This is a genomic window from Pantoea sp. GCM10028869 (assembly GCF_042666835.1).
Taxonomy (GTDB): domain Bacteria; phylum Pseudomonadota; class Gammaproteobacteria; order Enterobacterales; family Enterobacteriaceae; genus Pantoea; species Pantoea leporis.
Window position 1 is genome coordinate 590,379 of the sequence record NZ_JBHTGO010000001.1, and the last position, 15,293, is coordinate 605,671.

Annotated in this window: 10 protein-coding genes; 8 read left to right on the forward strand and 2 right to left on the reverse strand. The window is 58.2% G+C overall.

All coding sequences use genetic code 11. The features are described 5' to 3' along the window. Positions 1-12 precede the first annotated feature (12 nt). Together ACFQW4_RS02730 and ACFQW4_RS02735 are read left to right on the forward strand one after the other, a co-directional pair. On the forward strand, positions 13-246 hold the full coding sequence (locus ACFQW4_RS02730; protein WP_007885913.1) for a YgdI/YgdR family lipoprotein: 234 nt from the start codon (positions 13-15) through the stop codon (positions 244-246). A gap of 27 nt (positions 247-273) precedes the next feature. Next, complete coding sequence (locus ACFQW4_RS02735; RefSeq protein WP_222184172.1) at positions 274-504, forward strand: YgdI/YgdR family lipoprotein; 231 nt, start codon at positions 274-276, stop codon at positions 502-504. A 72-nt stretch (positions 505-576) separates the two neighbouring features. Here ACFQW4_RS02735 and ACFQW4_RS02740 read toward each other — a convergent pair whose 3' ends face one another. Further along, positions 577-1,362, reverse strand: a complete 786-nt coding sequence (locus tag ACFQW4_RS02740; RefSeq protein ID WP_377723639.1) for a MipA/OmpV family protein — start codon at positions 1,360-1,362, stop codon at positions 577-579. A 124-nt stretch (positions 1,363-1,486) separates the two neighbouring features. Here ACFQW4_RS02740 and ACFQW4_RS02745 point away from each other — a divergent pair, with 124 nt between their 5' ends. From ACFQW4_RS02745 to ACFQW4_RS02760, 4 genes are all read left to right on the forward strand, one after another. Then, on the forward strand, positions 1,487-2,182 hold the full coding sequence (locus ACFQW4_RS02745; RefSeq protein ID WP_377723641.1) for a response regulator transcription factor: 696 nt from the start codon (positions 1,487-1,489) through the stop codon (positions 2,180-2,182). After that, complete coding sequence (locus ACFQW4_RS02750; RefSeq protein ID WP_377723643.1) at positions 2,179-3,363, forward strand: sensor histidine kinase; 1,185 nt, start codon at positions 2,179-2,181, stop codon at positions 3,361-3,363. The genes ACFQW4_RS02745 and ACFQW4_RS02750 overlap by 4 nt, the downstream gene beginning before the upstream one ends. An 89-nt stretch (positions 3,364-3,452) precedes the next feature. Further along, positions 3,453-4,598, forward strand: a complete 1,146-nt coding sequence (locus ACFQW4_RS02755; RefSeq protein ID WP_377723644.1) for an efflux RND transporter periplasmic adaptor subunit — start codon at positions 3,453-3,455, stop codon at positions 4,596-4,598. Beyond that, positions 4,595-7,660: an efflux RND transporter permease subunit gene (locus tag ACFQW4_RS02760; RefSeq protein ID WP_377723646.1), complete on the forward strand. Its 3,066-nt coding sequence runs from the start codon at positions 4,595-4,597 to the stop codon at positions 7,658-7,660. Before ACFQW4_RS02755 ends, ACFQW4_RS02760 begins: the two co-directional genes overlap by 4 nt. 36 nt (positions 7,661-7,696) lie before the next feature. Here ACFQW4_RS02760 and ACFQW4_RS02765 read toward each other — a convergent pair whose 3' ends face one another. Beyond that, a complete protein-coding gene (locus ACFQW4_RS02765; RefSeq protein ID WP_377723648.1) occupies positions 7,697-10,396 on the reverse strand; it encodes a cation-transporting P-type ATPase in 2,700 nt (899 codons plus the stop codon). 506 nt (positions 10,397-10,902) lie between these two features. Between ACFQW4_RS02765 and ACFQW4_RS02770 the strand changes: the two genes are divergently transcribed. Together ACFQW4_RS02770 and ACFQW4_RS02775 are read left to right on the forward strand one after the other, a co-directional pair. Next, complete coding sequence (locus ACFQW4_RS02770; RefSeq protein ID WP_377723650.1) at positions 10,903-11,991, forward strand: efflux RND transporter periplasmic adaptor subunit; 1,089 nt, start codon at positions 10,903-10,905, stop codon at positions 11,989-11,991. Further along, positions 11,991-15,035, forward strand: coding sequence for an efflux RND transporter permease subunit (locus ACFQW4_RS02775; RefSeq protein WP_377723652.1), 3,045 nt, complete (start codon positions 11,991-11,993; stop codon positions 15,033-15,035). The genes ACFQW4_RS02770 and ACFQW4_RS02775 overlap by 1 nt, the downstream gene beginning before the upstream one ends. Positions 15,036-15,293: the final 258 nt, after the last annotated feature.

A 15,293-nucleotide genomic window follows, 5' to 3' on the forward strand; every position in this document is an offset into this window, starting at 1 on the left:
GAACTCATCACGATGAAAAAAACAGTACTGGCAACGGCATTTCTTGGCACTTTTATGGCAATGACATTGACCGCTTGCTCTTCAAATCAGGCGATTAAGACCACCGACGGACGCACGATTGTGACGTCTGGTAAGCCGCAAATCGACAGTGACACGGGCCTTGTTTCTTACAAGGATGCGCAAACCGGTAAAACTGAGCAGATCAATCGCGACAAGATTACCAACATGAGCGAACTGGATAATTAATATCCTTTTAACAGCCTGGAGAGACTAATGAAAAAATCAATTTTGCTTTCTATTACTGCGCTTATTGCCCTGTCCGCTTTAACCGGATGTACGCGTACCTCGTACGCCATCCACACCAATGATGGACGCACCATCGTCACCGATGGCAAACCACAGGATGCTGAAACCGGCCTGCTGGGTTACGTCGATGCCAATGGCGTGAAGCAGCAAATCAATAAAAGTGACGTGAAAGAGATCTCTGAAGTCCCGCATAAATAATCTTTCTCACTCAAGCCGCCCGCTGTAGTGGATTTCCTTACAGCGGTGCGGGCTTAAACGCCATTCAAATCTTTAAAACGTATAGGTCACCGCCGCTGTTGCGGTCAGCTGATTCTGCCTGAACACGATGGAACTGTCCGCCGCGTGATCGTCCAGCCACGTGTAGCCTGCACTTAACGCGCCGCCCCAATGCTGGGTAAACTGATGACTCCATGTCAGGTCGGTTTCCACCCCATAAAATCCCGCTGCCGGTGAGTAAGTCGCATAGCCACTTTTCACGCTTTGACGCGCACTAACGCCGTACCAGGTTTGCATGTAACGCGCATCCCCAAACAACGCGGACGTCTGCAAGGAAAGGCTATCCTGCTGGCTTTGCAGCGGAATTAACGTTACCGAGGTGCGATAATTCACGCCCTGACTGTCTGTCAGCGGCAGCACGGCTTTCGCTTCGAGGACCAGCCACGGCGAGACCGCCCAACCGGCCGCAATAGCGGTGTTGAGCGTGGCATTGATCGTGCCCATGCCACGCAGCTTGTCAGAACCGTCGCGCCAGTCGGAATCCTTGTCTGCCCTGCCCAGGCCATATCCCAGCGAATGCTCCAGATACAGGCCGCTGTCGCTTTGCAGATCGTAGCCGACCCCCTTTTGCGAATCGACGAAAAAGGCACCTTTTCTGGCCTGCAACATCGGCACCGCTTGCCAGCGTTGCTTATCTGCGCCGCTGTATGTCGGCGTGGTCTGCGCGCCCACGCCAATCATCACGCCATCCTGCGCTGCGCTGTCATCAGCGCGGCTGCTGGTACTGATACTGACCAGTAACAAACAGCCACTGTACAGCGCCTTTTTTCTCGTTATCATCGTGTCACCTCAGTTACCCATCTGTTTTTAGCCCCTTGCCCGGGCGTTGCGTCACGGATTGGAGTATCCCGAAGCATTGTCAATAACGTGCCAGGGATTTATGAAGAAACTGTCAAGGTGAGCCATGAACAACAGACGAGTATTGGTTATTGAGGATGATGCAGACGCGGCAGACGTGCTGGAAGCCTATCTGCTACGTGAAGGATACGCCGTGGAGATTGCCGGCGATGGGCATAGCGGACTTGAGCGCGTTGAGAAGTGGAAACCCGATCTCATTCTGCTCGACATCATGTTGCCCGGCATGAACGGCACCGAGGTGCTGGCTGCCGTGCGACGACGCGCGGACACGCCGGTAATTATGATTACCGCGATGACCGACACGCCCGACAGAATCGGCGCGCTGCGCTTAGGCGCGGATGACTACGTCGTGAAACCCTATTATCCGGGCGAAGTGGTGGCGCGCGTGCAGGCGGTGCTGCGCCGCAGCCGGGCGGCCGTTGCGGAGGATGAAGTGCTGCGCTGGCAGGCGCTTGAGGTCAATACTGCCGCGATGACTGCAATGGTCGCGCAGCCAGAGCAACAGCCAACACGCGTTGAACTCACGCCAACCGAATTTTCCCTGCTGGTGACCCTGATGCGAGCGCCGGTGCGCGCACTCAGCCGTCACTATCTGATCGAAACCTGCATGCCTGAAAGCGAGGCGCTGGAAAGGGTGATCGACACCCACGTCTACAACCTGCGTAAGAAGCTCGAAAACGCCGGTTTATCCGAGATATTACTCAACGTGCGCGGCGTGGGTTACAGGTTCAGACAGCCATGAAAAAGTCACCTCCTCAAACGCTGTGGCGCTGGATCTGCGTGCGTATTTTGACGCTGGCCATCGTCACGGTGATTGCCGTCGCCGGCATTATGTTCCTGCGCTTTGCGCTGCAAAACCTGTGGATCATCCACCATATGCCGCCGGCGATGCGCCAGGAATTTCTGACACTGCGTGCGCATCCGCAAACCAATCTGCCACGCTTCCACGAGATCGTTGATGAACGCTGGGGCGTGCGCTACTCCGATCCTTCGGTGGGTGCCGCTGACTGGCTGATGGTGATCATCCTGATTTTCATCATTACGCCGTTTGTTGCCTTCACCGTTCTGCGCAACGCCCGCCCGCTGGCGTTGCAGTTTAGCCACCTGAAAAAAACCGCTGATCGGGTATCCGAAGGACAGTTTGGTTCCGCCGCCACCATTGTAAAAAGCGCGCCGGCGGAGCTGTTGCACTTCGCACACGACTTTAATCGCATGAGCCAGCAGTTGGCGATCTACGATCGTGAACTGCGCGCCTCGCACGTGGCGCTGGCACACGAACTCCGTTCGCCGCTGACGGCCGCCATTGGCCGGTTACAAGGTCTGCTGGATGGCGTGTTTCAGCCGGAACCGCAGCAGCTGGAGATGATCATGAAACAGCTGCGCCACATGAGCCGACTGATCGATGAGCTCCACCTGCTGTCGCTGGCCGACGCCGGACAACTCAAGTTGGATCTGCATGAGATCAACCCCGGAGAACTGGCGCGGGAGCGCGTGGCCTGGGTGCGACCGCAAGCCGAAGCCAGCGGCATGATCATCAGCGTGGCAGCAGACAGCACGCTCACCTGCCGCGCCGATCCCTTCCGCCTGGGTCAGGTGTTTAGCGTGTTGATTGAAAACGCCTTGCGCTATGGCAAACCTGCGGGCCAGTTGCAGATTACTGCCCGCGCGGTGCCGGGAGGCTGCAGCATCGAATTCAGAGATGATGGCCCCGGCGTGGCGCCTGAATTTCTGCCCGAGATGTTTGAACGCTTCACGCGCGGTGAAACCTCGCGCGCGCGCCACTCAGGCGGTAGCGGGCTGGGCCTGTCGATCGCTCGCGCCATCTGCGCGGCGCACGGTGGCAGGATCAGCGCCAAACTACCCAAAGAGGGCGGCCTCAGCCTGGCGATTTTCCTGCCGGACGTCAGTCCGGCACCGTTTTAAGCGCTCTTGACAGGATCTTGACTCGCCGTACAACGAATCTCGACAGTTCGCCGTTTTAATGGCGCCAAATCCTTGTACGGAGTGGCGCCATGACTGACTCTTTCACCGGCCTGGTCAAACAGGCCGCCGACCATCTTATCGATGCACAACGCCTGATAACGTTACTGCCATTGTTGCCCTGCATGGTGGTCATCGCCTTGTCGCTGACTGCCTGCGGGCCACGCGATCCCTTACCACCCGCGCCTCCCCGACCGGTAAAATTCATCACCGTGAAGCCCGCCCTGCAAGGGCAACAGGTGCAGATGACCGGCGATATTCATGCCCACGACGAAACATCATTGGGTTTCAGGCTGGATGGGCGGATTCTGACGCGCCCTGCCGAAGTGGGCGATCGTGTTGACGCCGGTCAGGTGCTGGCAACGTTAGAGAGCAGCACTACCGCCAATGCGTTACGCAGCGCGATGGCGGACACCGACAGCGCGCGGGCAGCTGAACGCGTTGCGGCGCTGAATCTACATCGTATGAAACAGTTGATGCCTTCCGGTGCGATTGCACGGGCGCAGCTCGACAGCGCGCAATCCGATTGGCAATCCGCTGCGGCGCACCTGCAAAGCAGCGAAGCCGCACTCAACAGCGCGCAGGAAAATCTACGCTGGACGCAGCTGACGGCTCCTTTTAGCGGCGTGATCACCGCCGTCAGCGCCTCTGCCGGACAGGTCGTGAGCACCGGTCAAACGGTGATGTCACTGGCAAGCGGTGCGCGGCGGGATGTGGTTCTGGATGTGCCTTTCCCGGCAGCATTTTCCTCGCTCCCCAGCGATGCCTTTCGCGTAACTCTGCTCTCTTCACCGGCGATCACCGCGCAGGCGCATCTGCGCGATATCAGCCCGCAGGCCGACCCGCAAACGCGGACCTGGCGGGTTCGATTAACGCTAGACGATCCACCGCCAGCGATGCTGTTGGGCGCCAGCGTCAGCGTGGCACTACCGGAGAGCGATCCCCGCACCTTTATCCTTCCTGCATCCGTGCTGACGCGCCTGGCGGACAAACCGGCGGTGTTTGTGCTGGATGCGCAGCGCGGCAAGGTCACACGCCGCACGGTGGTGATTTCCCGCTTCACCGCCAGCGAAGTCTATATCGCCAGTGGTCTCACTGCAGGCGAAAGCGTGGTCACGGCAGGCGTCAGCACACTGCGCGATGGCGAAGCGGTTGCGCGGGGAGATGAGCAGCCATGAGTGAACCTTCCGCTCGCGATAAATTCAACCTTTCCGCCTGGGCGCTGGCTCATCAACAGCTGATGGCTTTTCTGATGCTGATGATCGTTGGCGCTGGCGTGCTCAGCTATCAGGCGCTGCCGCGCAACGAAGATCCCGCCTTTACCATCAAAACCGCCGTGGTCTCCGCGCAATGGCCCGGTGCCGATCTCGACGATACGGTGCAACTGCTGACTGAACCGCTGGAGAAAAAGCTGCAGGAAGTGCCCTATCTGGATTACGTGCAGAGCGAAACGCATCCCGGAAAAACCGTTATCTTTGTCAATCTGCGCGACAGCACGCCGCCCGGCAAAGTGCAGGACATCTGGTATCAGGTACGCAAGAAAATGCAGGATGTCAGCTCCGCGCTGCCTGCGGGCGTTGCGGCACCGGCGGTCAATGATGATTTTGACGATACTTTTGGCACGATTTACGGTTTTACTGCTGAAGGATTCAGCACACGTGAACTGCGCGATCGCGTTGAGTCGATTCGCGATCGGCTGATGAGCGTACCGGATGTCGGCAAAATTACGTTGCTCGGCGTGCAGGAGCAGCAGATTGTGGCGAGCTTCTCTCCGCGCACGCTCGCGGGAATGGGCCTGAGCCTGCAACAGGTCACCGATGCCTTGCAGGCGCAGAATGCCTTGTCACCCACAGGCGTCATTCGCACCAACAGCGATAACATCGCGCTGCGCGTCAGCGGTGCCTTCAACTCGGAACAGAGCCTGCGCGCCGTGACGCTGCACATCAACGATCGCTACATTCCCCTGACCGATATCGTCACGCTGACGCGTGTGGCGGCGGAACCGCCAACGCCGCTCTATCGCGTCAACGGTAAGCCAGCGATTGGGCTGGCGATCTCCATGGCGCCGACCGGCAATATGCTGGATTTTGGCCACGCGTTAACGGACAAAATGTCGCGGATTGCCAGCCAACTGCCGCACGGAATTGAGGTAACGAAAGTGGCGGATCAGTCGCGGGTGGTCAACGACGCGGTCAGCGGATTTGTGCGGGTGCTCGGTGAAGCCATCTTTATCGTGCTGGCCGTCTCTTTCGTCTCGCTCGGGCTGCGTGCCGGTTTAGTTGTGGCGGCGGCGATTCCTCTGGTGCTGGCGATGACCTTTACCGGCATGATGCTGGCGGGCATTGGGCTGCAACGCATTTCACTTGGCGCGCTGATCATCGCGCTGGGGTTGTTGGTGGATGACGCGATTATCGCCGTGGAGATCATGGTCGCCCGACTCGAAGCCGGTGATTCCCGCTGGCGCGCCGCTACCGTAGCCTTTGAAACCACCGCATTTCCGATGCTCACCGGCACGCTGGTGATGATTGCCGGTTTCATTCCCGTCGGCTTCGCCGCGTCCGGCGCGGGGGAGTATTGCTACTCGCTGTTTGTGGTGGTGCTGATCTCGCTGCTCAGTTCATGGGGCGTTGCGGTGTTGTTTTCTCCGCTGACCGGCAGCTGGATCCTGTCATCAAGGCCAGGTAAACCGCACGCTGAGCCCGGTTGGTTGCTGCGCCTCTATCGCCGTCTGGTTTCACAGGTGTTACGCCATCGGGGCTTGACGCTCGGCCTGGCGGGCGCATCGCTGCTGCTCGCCATCTGGGGCATGAGCCACCTGCAGGGCGAGTTTTTCCCGGCATCCGATCGCCCGGAGCTGCTGGTCAGCCTCACGCTGCCGGCGAACGCCTCGCAGGCGCGCACCTTAAGCGTGGTAGAACAGCTCGAAGCGAAACTCAGCGGCAACACCAATATCGACCATTTCTCCTCCTATAGCGGCAGCGGCGCCGTGCGTTTTTATCTGCCGATGGACGTGCTGAACGATGATGAAAACATCGCCCAGCTGGTGGTGGTAGCCAAAAATCTGGCGGCGAGGGAGCGGTTGAAAGCTGAACTCGATCGCCTGCTGGCACGCGATTTCAGCGATGTGGTGACGCGCGTATCGCCGCTGGAACTGGGTCCGCCGATTGGCTGGCCGATCCGCTATCGCATCAGCGGGCCGCACTACGAGCGGGTGAAACAGTATGCGGAAAAGCTGGCCAGCATCCTCGGGCAATCCCGCGCGACGCGCAGCGTAAACCTGACAGCGGGCGAGCCGGAACGCGTCATCACCTTTGCGGTGAACCAAACCGTAGCCCGCGCGGCTGGCGTCTCTTCACAGGATATCGCGCAGCTGCTGAACCGCGTGTGGTCCGGTCAAAGCGTGACTACCGTGAGAGATCATAACCGGCTGGTTGATGTGCTGTTGCGCGCCAACGATGCTGACCGGCTGGATTTAACCAGCCTTGCTGCGTTGAAACTGACCACCGCGTCAGGCGCGAAGATTGCCATCGGCCAGGTTGCGACACTGCAGTGGGGATTGCAGGATCCGGTGATGTGGCGTCGCCAGGGTTTTCCCTATGTGGTGGTACAAACTGATGTAGCGGCGGGCATGCAAGCGAAGACCACATCCGCGCAGCTCAGCGCAGATGTCCAGCAGCTGCGTGCCGGATTAGCGCCGGGTTACACCCTTGATGAAGAGGGCACGGTTGCCGAATCGGATAAAGGTAACGGCTCAGTGTTTGCCGTTTTGCCGGTGACGTTGTTTGTCATGCTGATACTGCTGATGGTGCAGCTGCAACGCGTATCGCGCATGTTGCTGGCATTGGCGATGGCGCCTTTTGGACTGCCTGGCATTGTTCTGGCAATGCTGCCCAGCGGCACGCCGATGGGATTTGTCGCCCTGCTCGGTATGATTGCGCTGGCTGGCATGATCATCCGCAACGCGGTGATCCTGATCATGGAAGCCGATAGCAATCTGCGTGCTGGCATGTCGCGCAATGATGCAGTAAGCCAAGCGGCTGAGCATCGTGCCCGCCCGATTCTTCTCACCGCCTGCGCCGCGATTTTAGGCATGATTCCCATCTCACATCAGGTGTTTTGGGGGCCGATGGCCTACGCCATCATTGGTGGATTGCTGGTGGGAACGGTGATGACGCTGACGGTATTGCCCGCTGCGCTCAGTCTGGTGATGCAGCGTGAATCAGCGTCTTCCGCTGAATGAAAAAGGGTTGGCTGGCGTTGCGCCAGCCAACTTACGTTAACGTGCCAGGCGCCAGCCGCGTGTCAGGCGCTTCTCTATCTCCACCAGCACAAAGATCCCGGCGCTCACCGCCAGCGAAATTAGCCAGTATTTGAACGGCAATGGCGCGGTGCCAAACAGCGTATTCATCAAGGGAACATAGATAATCATCGCCTGCAGCGCGATAAGCACCACGGTGACCAGCCAGATGCCACGGTTTTTCAGCAAACCGGCATCCAGCGAGAATCCGTTGCTGTTACGGCAGTTCAGCATGTAAACCCACTGCGCGGTGACCAGCATCTGCAGCAGCACGGTGCGGATGAACTCCGGCGTATAGCCGCGCGGCTGGAGCCAGGCTTCCAGCACAAAGGCGCTAATCGAAATCAGCAGGCCGACGAAGATGACGCGCCAGATGGCGTAAGCGTCCATCACCGGGCTGCGTGCGTTACGCGGCGGGCGGCGCATGATGTTGCGCTCTGCCGGTTCAAATGCCAGACCAAACGACAGCGTTGCCGAGGTCGCCATGTTCATCCACAGAATCTGCACCGGTGTTAGCGGCAGCAGGTTGCCCATCAGAATCGCAATGATGATCAGCAATCCCTGCGCGAGGTTGGTCGGCATGATAAACAGAATGGTTTTCTTCAGGTTATCGTAGACGCGTCGGCCCTCTTTCACTGCCGCCGCGATGGTGGCGAAGTTGTCGTCGGCGAGGATCATATCCGCCGCCTCTTTGGTCACTTCGGTGCCTTTGATACCCATCGCGATACCAACGTTGGCCTGCTTCAGCGCGGGCGCATCATTGACGCCATCACCGGTCATGCCGACGATCTCACCGCTGCTCTCCAGCGCTTTCACCAGACGCAGCTTATGCTCAGGGCTGGTACGGGCAAAAATGTCGTATTTACGCGCAGCCACGCCCAACTCGGCATCATCCATGTGCTCCAGCTGGTAACCGGTGATGGCAGAATCGCTGTTACCAATGCCCAGCATCTGGCCAATCGCCATCGCGGTTTCCGGGTGATCGCCGGTGATCATCTTCACGCGAATCCCTGCCTGCTGGCAGTCGCGAATCGCGGTGATGGCTTCCGGACGCGGCGGATCCATCATGCACGCCAGGCCCAGCATCTTCATGCCGTTGCGTAAATCCTCATGATCGATGTGGTGCTGCGCTTCCGGCAGCCAGCGCCACGCGGCGGCGACGGTGCGCAACCCTTCGCTGGCGTAGGTGGTGATCGCCGCTTCCCAATACTCGCGATCAATCACTTCCGCATCGGTAGCACCCTGCTGCTGCTGACACAGCGACAGCAACACATCAGGCGCGCCGGTCATCAGCAGGCACGGTTTGCCATCAATCAGGCAGCTCACCGCCATGTATTTGTAGGCCGAGTCAAACGGCAGCTTGCTCAGGATCTGCACCTTGTCACTGTGAATGCCCGCCTTGGCGGCCAGCACTTTCAGCGCCCCTTCCGTTGGGCCACCGACAATGCCCCAGTTGCCGTTGGCATCCTGACGCAGCTGGCTTTCGTTACAGATATCCACCACCTGCAGGAAGCCCTGCATCAGCGCATCGCTCTGCTGACCCGCTTCAAGGGTAAATTCACCTTTAGGCTCATAGCTGTTACCGCTGATGCGCCATTGGCTGTTCGCCAGCACCACCGCTTTCACCGTCATCTCGTTCATGGTCAGCGTGCCGGTTTTATCCGAGCAGATCACCGTCATGGCACCGAGCGTTTCAACCGTCGGCAGCTTGCGAATGATGGCGTGATTGCGTGCCATCGACTGCACGCCAAGCGACAGAATGATCGAAATAATCGCCGGTAGACCTTCCGGCACCGCCGCTACCGCGAGGCTGATCACCGACAGCAGCAGCTCCGTTACCGCGATGTCGCGCAGCAGATAACCAAACACAAACAGCGCCGCCATCATCAACATGATGATGGCGAAGATGGCTTTTCCGAGTTTGTCGATCTGCATCAGCAGCGGGGTTTTCGCCTCTTCAATCGAGGAGATCATCGCATTGATGTGGCCCAGCTCGGTGTCGCCGCCAGTGGCGATCACCACGCCCAGCGCGGTACCTGAACTGACGGTGGTGCCGGAATAGGCCAGATTCAGGCGATCGCCGAGCCCTTTTTCACCCTCAAGTGCCACGGTGTTCTTTGATACCACCGTGGATTCGCCGGTCAGAATCGCCTCTTCGACGCGCAAGTTATGTACCTCGAACAGCCGCAAATCCGCCGGGATCTTATCGCCTGGGCGCAGCATTACCACATCGCCGACCACCAGATGCTGCGTAGCGACGGTGATCTGCTGGCCATCGCGCAGCACCATGGCATCGCTCGACATCATGTTCTGGATGCTTTTCAGCGACTTTTCGGCGTTGCTTTCCTGAATGAAGCCGATCAGGGCGTTGATCACCGCCACGCCGAGAATCACAAAGGTATCCACCCAATGGCCCATCACCGCGGTGATCACCGCCGCAGCCAGCAGGATGTAGATCAGTACATCTTTGAAATGCGCCAGAAAACGCATCAGCAGTGATTTTTCCGCCTTTTGCGGCAGCACGTTCGGCCCGTCGGCGTCCAGTCGTTGCTGTGCGTCGGTGCTGCTCAACCCCGCGGGTGAGCTGTTGATGGCTTTAAATACGGCGGCGTTATCCTGCTGATAATAGGGACGCGCGGATGCTTCCGGACGTTTTGGCTGAATAGGAATAACGGTCATAATTAACCCCGTGACAGTGAATTGAAAATAAAAAAGCGTGCGAAAATAAAAACCACATTTTAATTATATTTTCCCAAAGCATACTGACCGTGGTCATGTTTTTACCGATTCAGAAGTGTGATGCTAATAGTGATAGCACTGATTGCGTAATGTTATTATTTAAAAGCAAATAGAAAGGCACATGACACATATTAATTTTAGTTTCATCTCGAAATGTATTAATCATAGGGGGAATTATTATGAATAAATTACACAACCTGACAATACCGATGATCATTTCCTTTATTATCATTGCAGTATCATCAGCTGCCGCCATCGGCTTACTCTCTTATCATGTGGTTTCGCGCATGGTGGCATAATTGATTTCGCCAGACATCGCCAAATTAAACCAACCTTAAACGCACATAATTGTTTCCACCTAATGACCCTTATTTTGCGGAGGGTCATTATTCCCTCTTTCAGGAAATGGCATATTCCCGCCCTTTCTTTCTTATTGAGGCAGGGGCATGAATAATTGGCCAGTGCTGGGCGCACTTGTAATTTGTTTGGTTTTGATCGGTTGTGACAATAAAAGCGGTGATGAACTCAGCGCACCTCGCGTAATTAAAGCGCTAACACTGACGGAAAATACCACAGAGAAAGTCAGGGTATTTCCAGCGCGTATTTCGGCGGGCGATTACACCGAATTGGCGTTTAAGCGTACCGGGCGGCTGGCGCAGTTGCAGGTGCGTGAAGGCAGCCATGTTAAGGCTGGCGAGGTGATTGGCCGACTGATCGATACCGATGCGCAGCTGCGCGTCAACGATCAGCAGAACAGATTCCAGCTGGCGGATCGTCAGTATCAGCGCTTCAGTGCGCTGGCCACGCGCAGTGCGGTTTCGCAGGCAGATATGGATGTGCAAAAGGCGAACCGCAACTCCGCCGCCGTGGCGCTCAACATCGCCAAACAGGAGCTGGATTATCACACCTTGCGCGCACCGTTTGACGGCATCGTCACCAGCGTGGCCTCACAAAATCATCAGGTGGTCACCGCCGGACAAACGGTGGCGGTGATCAGCCGCAACGATGTGCTGGATGTGATTTTCAGCGTGCCGGAAAACCTGTTCACCAGCCTTGACGTGCAAAACGTGAGTTATCAGCCTGAGATCAGCCTGAATGCGCTGCCGGGCCGCACGTTTCGCGCGGCATATAAAGAGCATCGTGCAGCAGCTGATGCTGCCACGCTAACCTGGCAAGTGGTGCTGACGATGCCGCGTCCAACGGATTTACCGCAGGTCAGCGGACTGAGCGGCACGGTGAAAGTGCAGATGCATAACCTGCCCACTTCCGACGGCACGCCGCTACTGCGCGTGCCGGCCAACGCGGTGTTTAACCCGGATCACAGCCTGCCGAATCAGCCTTACGTGTGGCTGATCAGCGGTGAGGGTGATGTGCTTAACGTTCAGCAGCAGCCGGTGGTGGTGGGAAAACTCAATGCGCAGGGCATCGAAATTCTCTCCGGCCTGCAAGTGGGCGATCGCATTGTGGTCGCGGGCGTCAGCGATTTGCGTGATGGTCAGGCGGTGCGCCTGTGGACACGCGAGCGAGGTCTGTGATGCGCCTGCTGGAACCGTTTCTCAAATACCCGATTCGCAGCTGGCTGGTGATCCTGCTGCTGGGCGTGGGCGGCATTTTTGCGCTGCTCAACATTGGCCGTCTGGAGGATCCGCTTTTCACCATTAAATCGGCGGTGATTGTGACGCACTATCCCGGCGCGTCGGCGCAGCAGGTGGAAGAGGAAGTGACGCTGCCGCTGGAGAACGCCTTGCAGCGCTTGCCGTCGCTCGACAACGTCAGTTCGATCTCCAGCAACGGTTTGTCGCAGATCACCGTTACGATTCACAGCCACTATCGCGCCAACGACTTGCCGCAGGTGTGGGATGAACTGCGTCGCCGCGTTGACGATGCCACGCGCCAGTTTCCTCCCGGCGTCAGCGCGCCGCTGGTAAATGACGACTTTGGTGATGTCTACGGCTACTTCTTTACCCTTTCCGGCGAGAACTTCACCAACAGCGAGCTGCGCACCTACGCCGATCAATTGCGGCGTGAGCTGAATTTGGTACCTGGCGTGGCGAAAGTGGCGATTGCCGGTATTGAGCAGGAGCAGGTGAATATCACGCTCTCCAGCCAGAAGATGGCAGCGCTGGGCGTGACGCCACAGCGCGTGGCCGCTTTGCTCAACAGCGTCAATGCCGTCTCCGATGCGGGCCAGATTCGCCTCGGCAATGAAGCGATTCGTTTCCATCCGACCGGCGAGTTTCAGTCACTGGATGAGATCGGTGCGCTGCCAATCTCAGCGCCCGGCAGCAGCCAGCAAGTGTTGCTGCGCGATATCGCCACGCTCAGCTATGGCGTTACCGAACGGCCGGGCAATCTCTATCACGCCAACGGCAACGCCGCGCTGGCGATGGGCGTCTCCTTTGCGCCTGGCGTCAACGTGATTGATGTCGGCGATGCGTTAAGCGCCAAAATTCAGCAGCATCAGCAGGCCAAACCGCTCGGCATCGATCTGAACGTGTTTTATAACCAGGCGCAGGAAGTGAAGCAGTCGGTGGATGGTTTCATCAATAACTTCCTGATGGCGCTGGCGATTGTCGTCGGAACGCTGCTGCTGTTTATGGGCGTCCGCAGCGGTATGGTGATCGCCGCCTCGCTGGCGCTCAATGTGCTGGGCACGCTGCTGATCATGTATCTTTTTAAGCTTGAGCTACAGCGCGTGTCGCTGGGTGCGTTGATTATCTCTCTCAGCATGCTGGTGGATAACGCCATCGTGGTGGTGGAAGGCATCAAGGTCGATCGCCAGCGCGGCAAGCCGTTGCAACAGGCGATGATGCAGATGGTGAAACGCAGCGCGCTGCCGCTGCTCGGCGCCACGGTGATCGCCATCATCGCCTTCGCGCCAATTGGTTTATCGCAGGATTCCACCGGCGAATACTGTAAATCGCTGTTCCAGGTGCTGCTGATTTCTCTGCTGCTCAGCTGGATTACCGCGCTGACGCTGACGCCGGTGTTCGTGCAGTGGATGGATGGTCGCCAGGCAATCAGCAAAGAGACCGCGCAGCCGTATCAGGGCGTGGTGTTTCGCCTGTATCGCCGCGTGCTCACCACGCTGCTGCGCTTCCGCATCACTACTTTAGTGCTGATGGCCGCGTGCCTGGCCGCCTCGATCTATGGCTTCGGCTACGTGAAGCAGAACTTCTTCCCCGCCTCCAATACGCCAATTTTCTTCACCGATCTGTGGCTGCCGTATGGCACCGACATCCATTACACCGCACAAACCGCGCGCGAGATTGAAGGCTGGATCAACCAGCAGCCGGGCGTCAGCAGTACCGTGACCACCATTGGTCAGGGCGCGATGCGCTTTACGCTGACTTACGATGCAACGCGTCAGTACAGCAATTATGCGCAGATCATGGTGCGCGTGCAGGACGCCAGGCAGCTGGAAATGCTGGCGCAGCACACCGAGCAGCACATCGGCGAGCACTTCCCACAGGTGACGGAGCGCATCAAACGCATCAATTTCGGCAGTGCCAGCGACAGCGCCATTGCGCTGCGGATTACCGGCCCCGATCCCATTACGCTGCGGCAGATTGCCAGCCAGATTGACGATATTTTCCTCGCCGAGGGCAGCGCGTTTCCGCCGCGTCATGACTGGCAGGCGCGCAGTAAAGTGATTCGTCCGCAGTATTCGCCGCTGCGCGGTCAGGAGCTGGGCGTGGACAAGCGCGAGATCGACCGCGCGCTGCGTATCAACTTTAGCGGTGATAGCGTCGGCTTGCTGCGCGAAGGCTCGCGGTTGATACCGATCATGCTGCAGACCTCCGAGCTGGAGCGGCAGAATATCGACCATCTTGGCAATATTCAGGTGTGGAGTCAGGCGCAGCAGCGTTATGTGCCGCTGGCCAATCTGGTGAGCGATTTCCAATTGGAATGGGAAGATCCGCTGATAATGCGCCGCGACCGCATGCGCGTCTTGACGGTGCAGACCGATCCCGATCCCGCCAGCGGCCGCACCGCCGCAGAGATTGTGGCGCGCGTGCAGCCAGCCATCGATCAGCTGAAGTTGCCCGCCGGCTATCATCTGGAATGGGGTGGCGAGTTGGAGAGTTCGCGCGATGCCCAAAGCGGCCTGCTTGGCTCGCTGCCGTTAGGTTTCCTCGCGATGTTTGTGATTACCGTGCTGATGTTTAACTCGCTGCGCGATGCGCTGGCGATCTGGATTACCGTGCCGCTGGCGCTGATTGGTGTCACCTGCGGCTTCCTGCTCACCGGCATTCCGTTTGGCTTTATGGCGTTGATTGGTTTGCTGAGTTTGTCAGGCATGTTAATTCGTAACGGTATCGTGCTGGTTGAGGAAACGCACCAACTGGCGCGGCATCAGCCGTTACAGCAAGCGATTCTCGATGCCGCAACGTCGCGTCTGCGCCCGATTCTGCTCACCGCCTTTACCACCGTGCTCGGCCTGCTACCGCTGCTGCGCGATGTGTTTTTCCAGAGCATGGCGGTGGTGATCATTTTCGGTTTGGGATTCGCCACGGTGCTAACGCTGCTGGTGTTGCCGGTGCTGTATCAAACCTTTTATCGGGGTAGAAAGTCTTGAGCGTGAAATTTTGCCTTGTGTCCGTATTATCCGTGCGGGCTCTGACGCATCTGCTGCGTCACGGGCCGTCCTCGCGCCGCTAGCGCGGTGCCCTCGGCTTCCACGTTGTGCCGACGGACCGTTCGGGGATCGGCCGTCCTGGCCGGCCCCGAACTGCCTCACGCATCCATGCGTGAGGCTCCTGGCCCAACGTAAAAGCCTCAGCGCTGCGGATAGCCCTTTCGCCGCAGCAGACGCGCCAGCGCCTCTCACAATTTA

What these genes read in the sequence shown, in the direction of transcription:
- ACFQW4_RS02730 (WP_007885913.1), top strand. Translation starts at nt 13, where the DNA reads ATGAAAAAAACAGTACTGGCAACGGCATTTCTTGGCACTTTTATGGCA.
- ACFQW4_RS02735 (WP_222184172.1), top strand. Translation starts at nt 274, where the DNA reads ATGAAAAAATCAATTTTGCTTTCTATTACTGCGCTTATTGCCCTGTCC.
- ACFQW4_RS02740 (WP_377723639.1), bottom strand. Translation starts at nt 1,362, where the DNA reads ATGATAACGAGAAAAAAGGCGCTGTACAGTGGCTGTTTGTTACTGGTC.
- ACFQW4_RS02745 (WP_377723641.1), top strand. Translation starts at nt 1,487, where the DNA reads ATGAACAACAGACGAGTATTGGTTATTGAGGATGATGCAGACGCGGCA.
- ACFQW4_RS02750 (WP_377723643.1), top strand. Translation starts at nt 2,179, where the DNA reads ATGAAAAAGTCACCTCCTCAAACGCTGTGGCGCTGGATCTGCGTGCGT.
- ACFQW4_RS02755 (WP_377723644.1), top strand. Translation starts at nt 3,453, where the DNA reads ATGACTGACTCTTTCACCGGCCTGGTCAAACAGGCCGCCGACCATCTT.
- ACFQW4_RS02760 (WP_377723646.1), top strand. Translation starts at nt 4,595, where the DNA reads ATGAGTGAACCTTCCGCTCGCGATAAATTCAACCTTTCCGCCTGGGCG.
- ACFQW4_RS02765 (WP_377723648.1), bottom strand. Translation starts at nt 10,396, where the DNA reads ATGACCGTTATTCCTATTCAGCCAAAACGTCCGGAAGCATCCGCGCGT.
- ACFQW4_RS02770 (WP_377723650.1), top strand. Translation starts at nt 10,903, where the DNA reads ATGAATAATTGGCCAGTGCTGGGCGCACTTGTAATTTGTTTGGTTTTG.
- ACFQW4_RS02775 (WP_377723652.1), top strand. Translation starts at nt 11,991, where the DNA reads ATGCGCCTGCTGGAACCGTTTCTCAAATACCCGATTCGCAGCTGGCTG.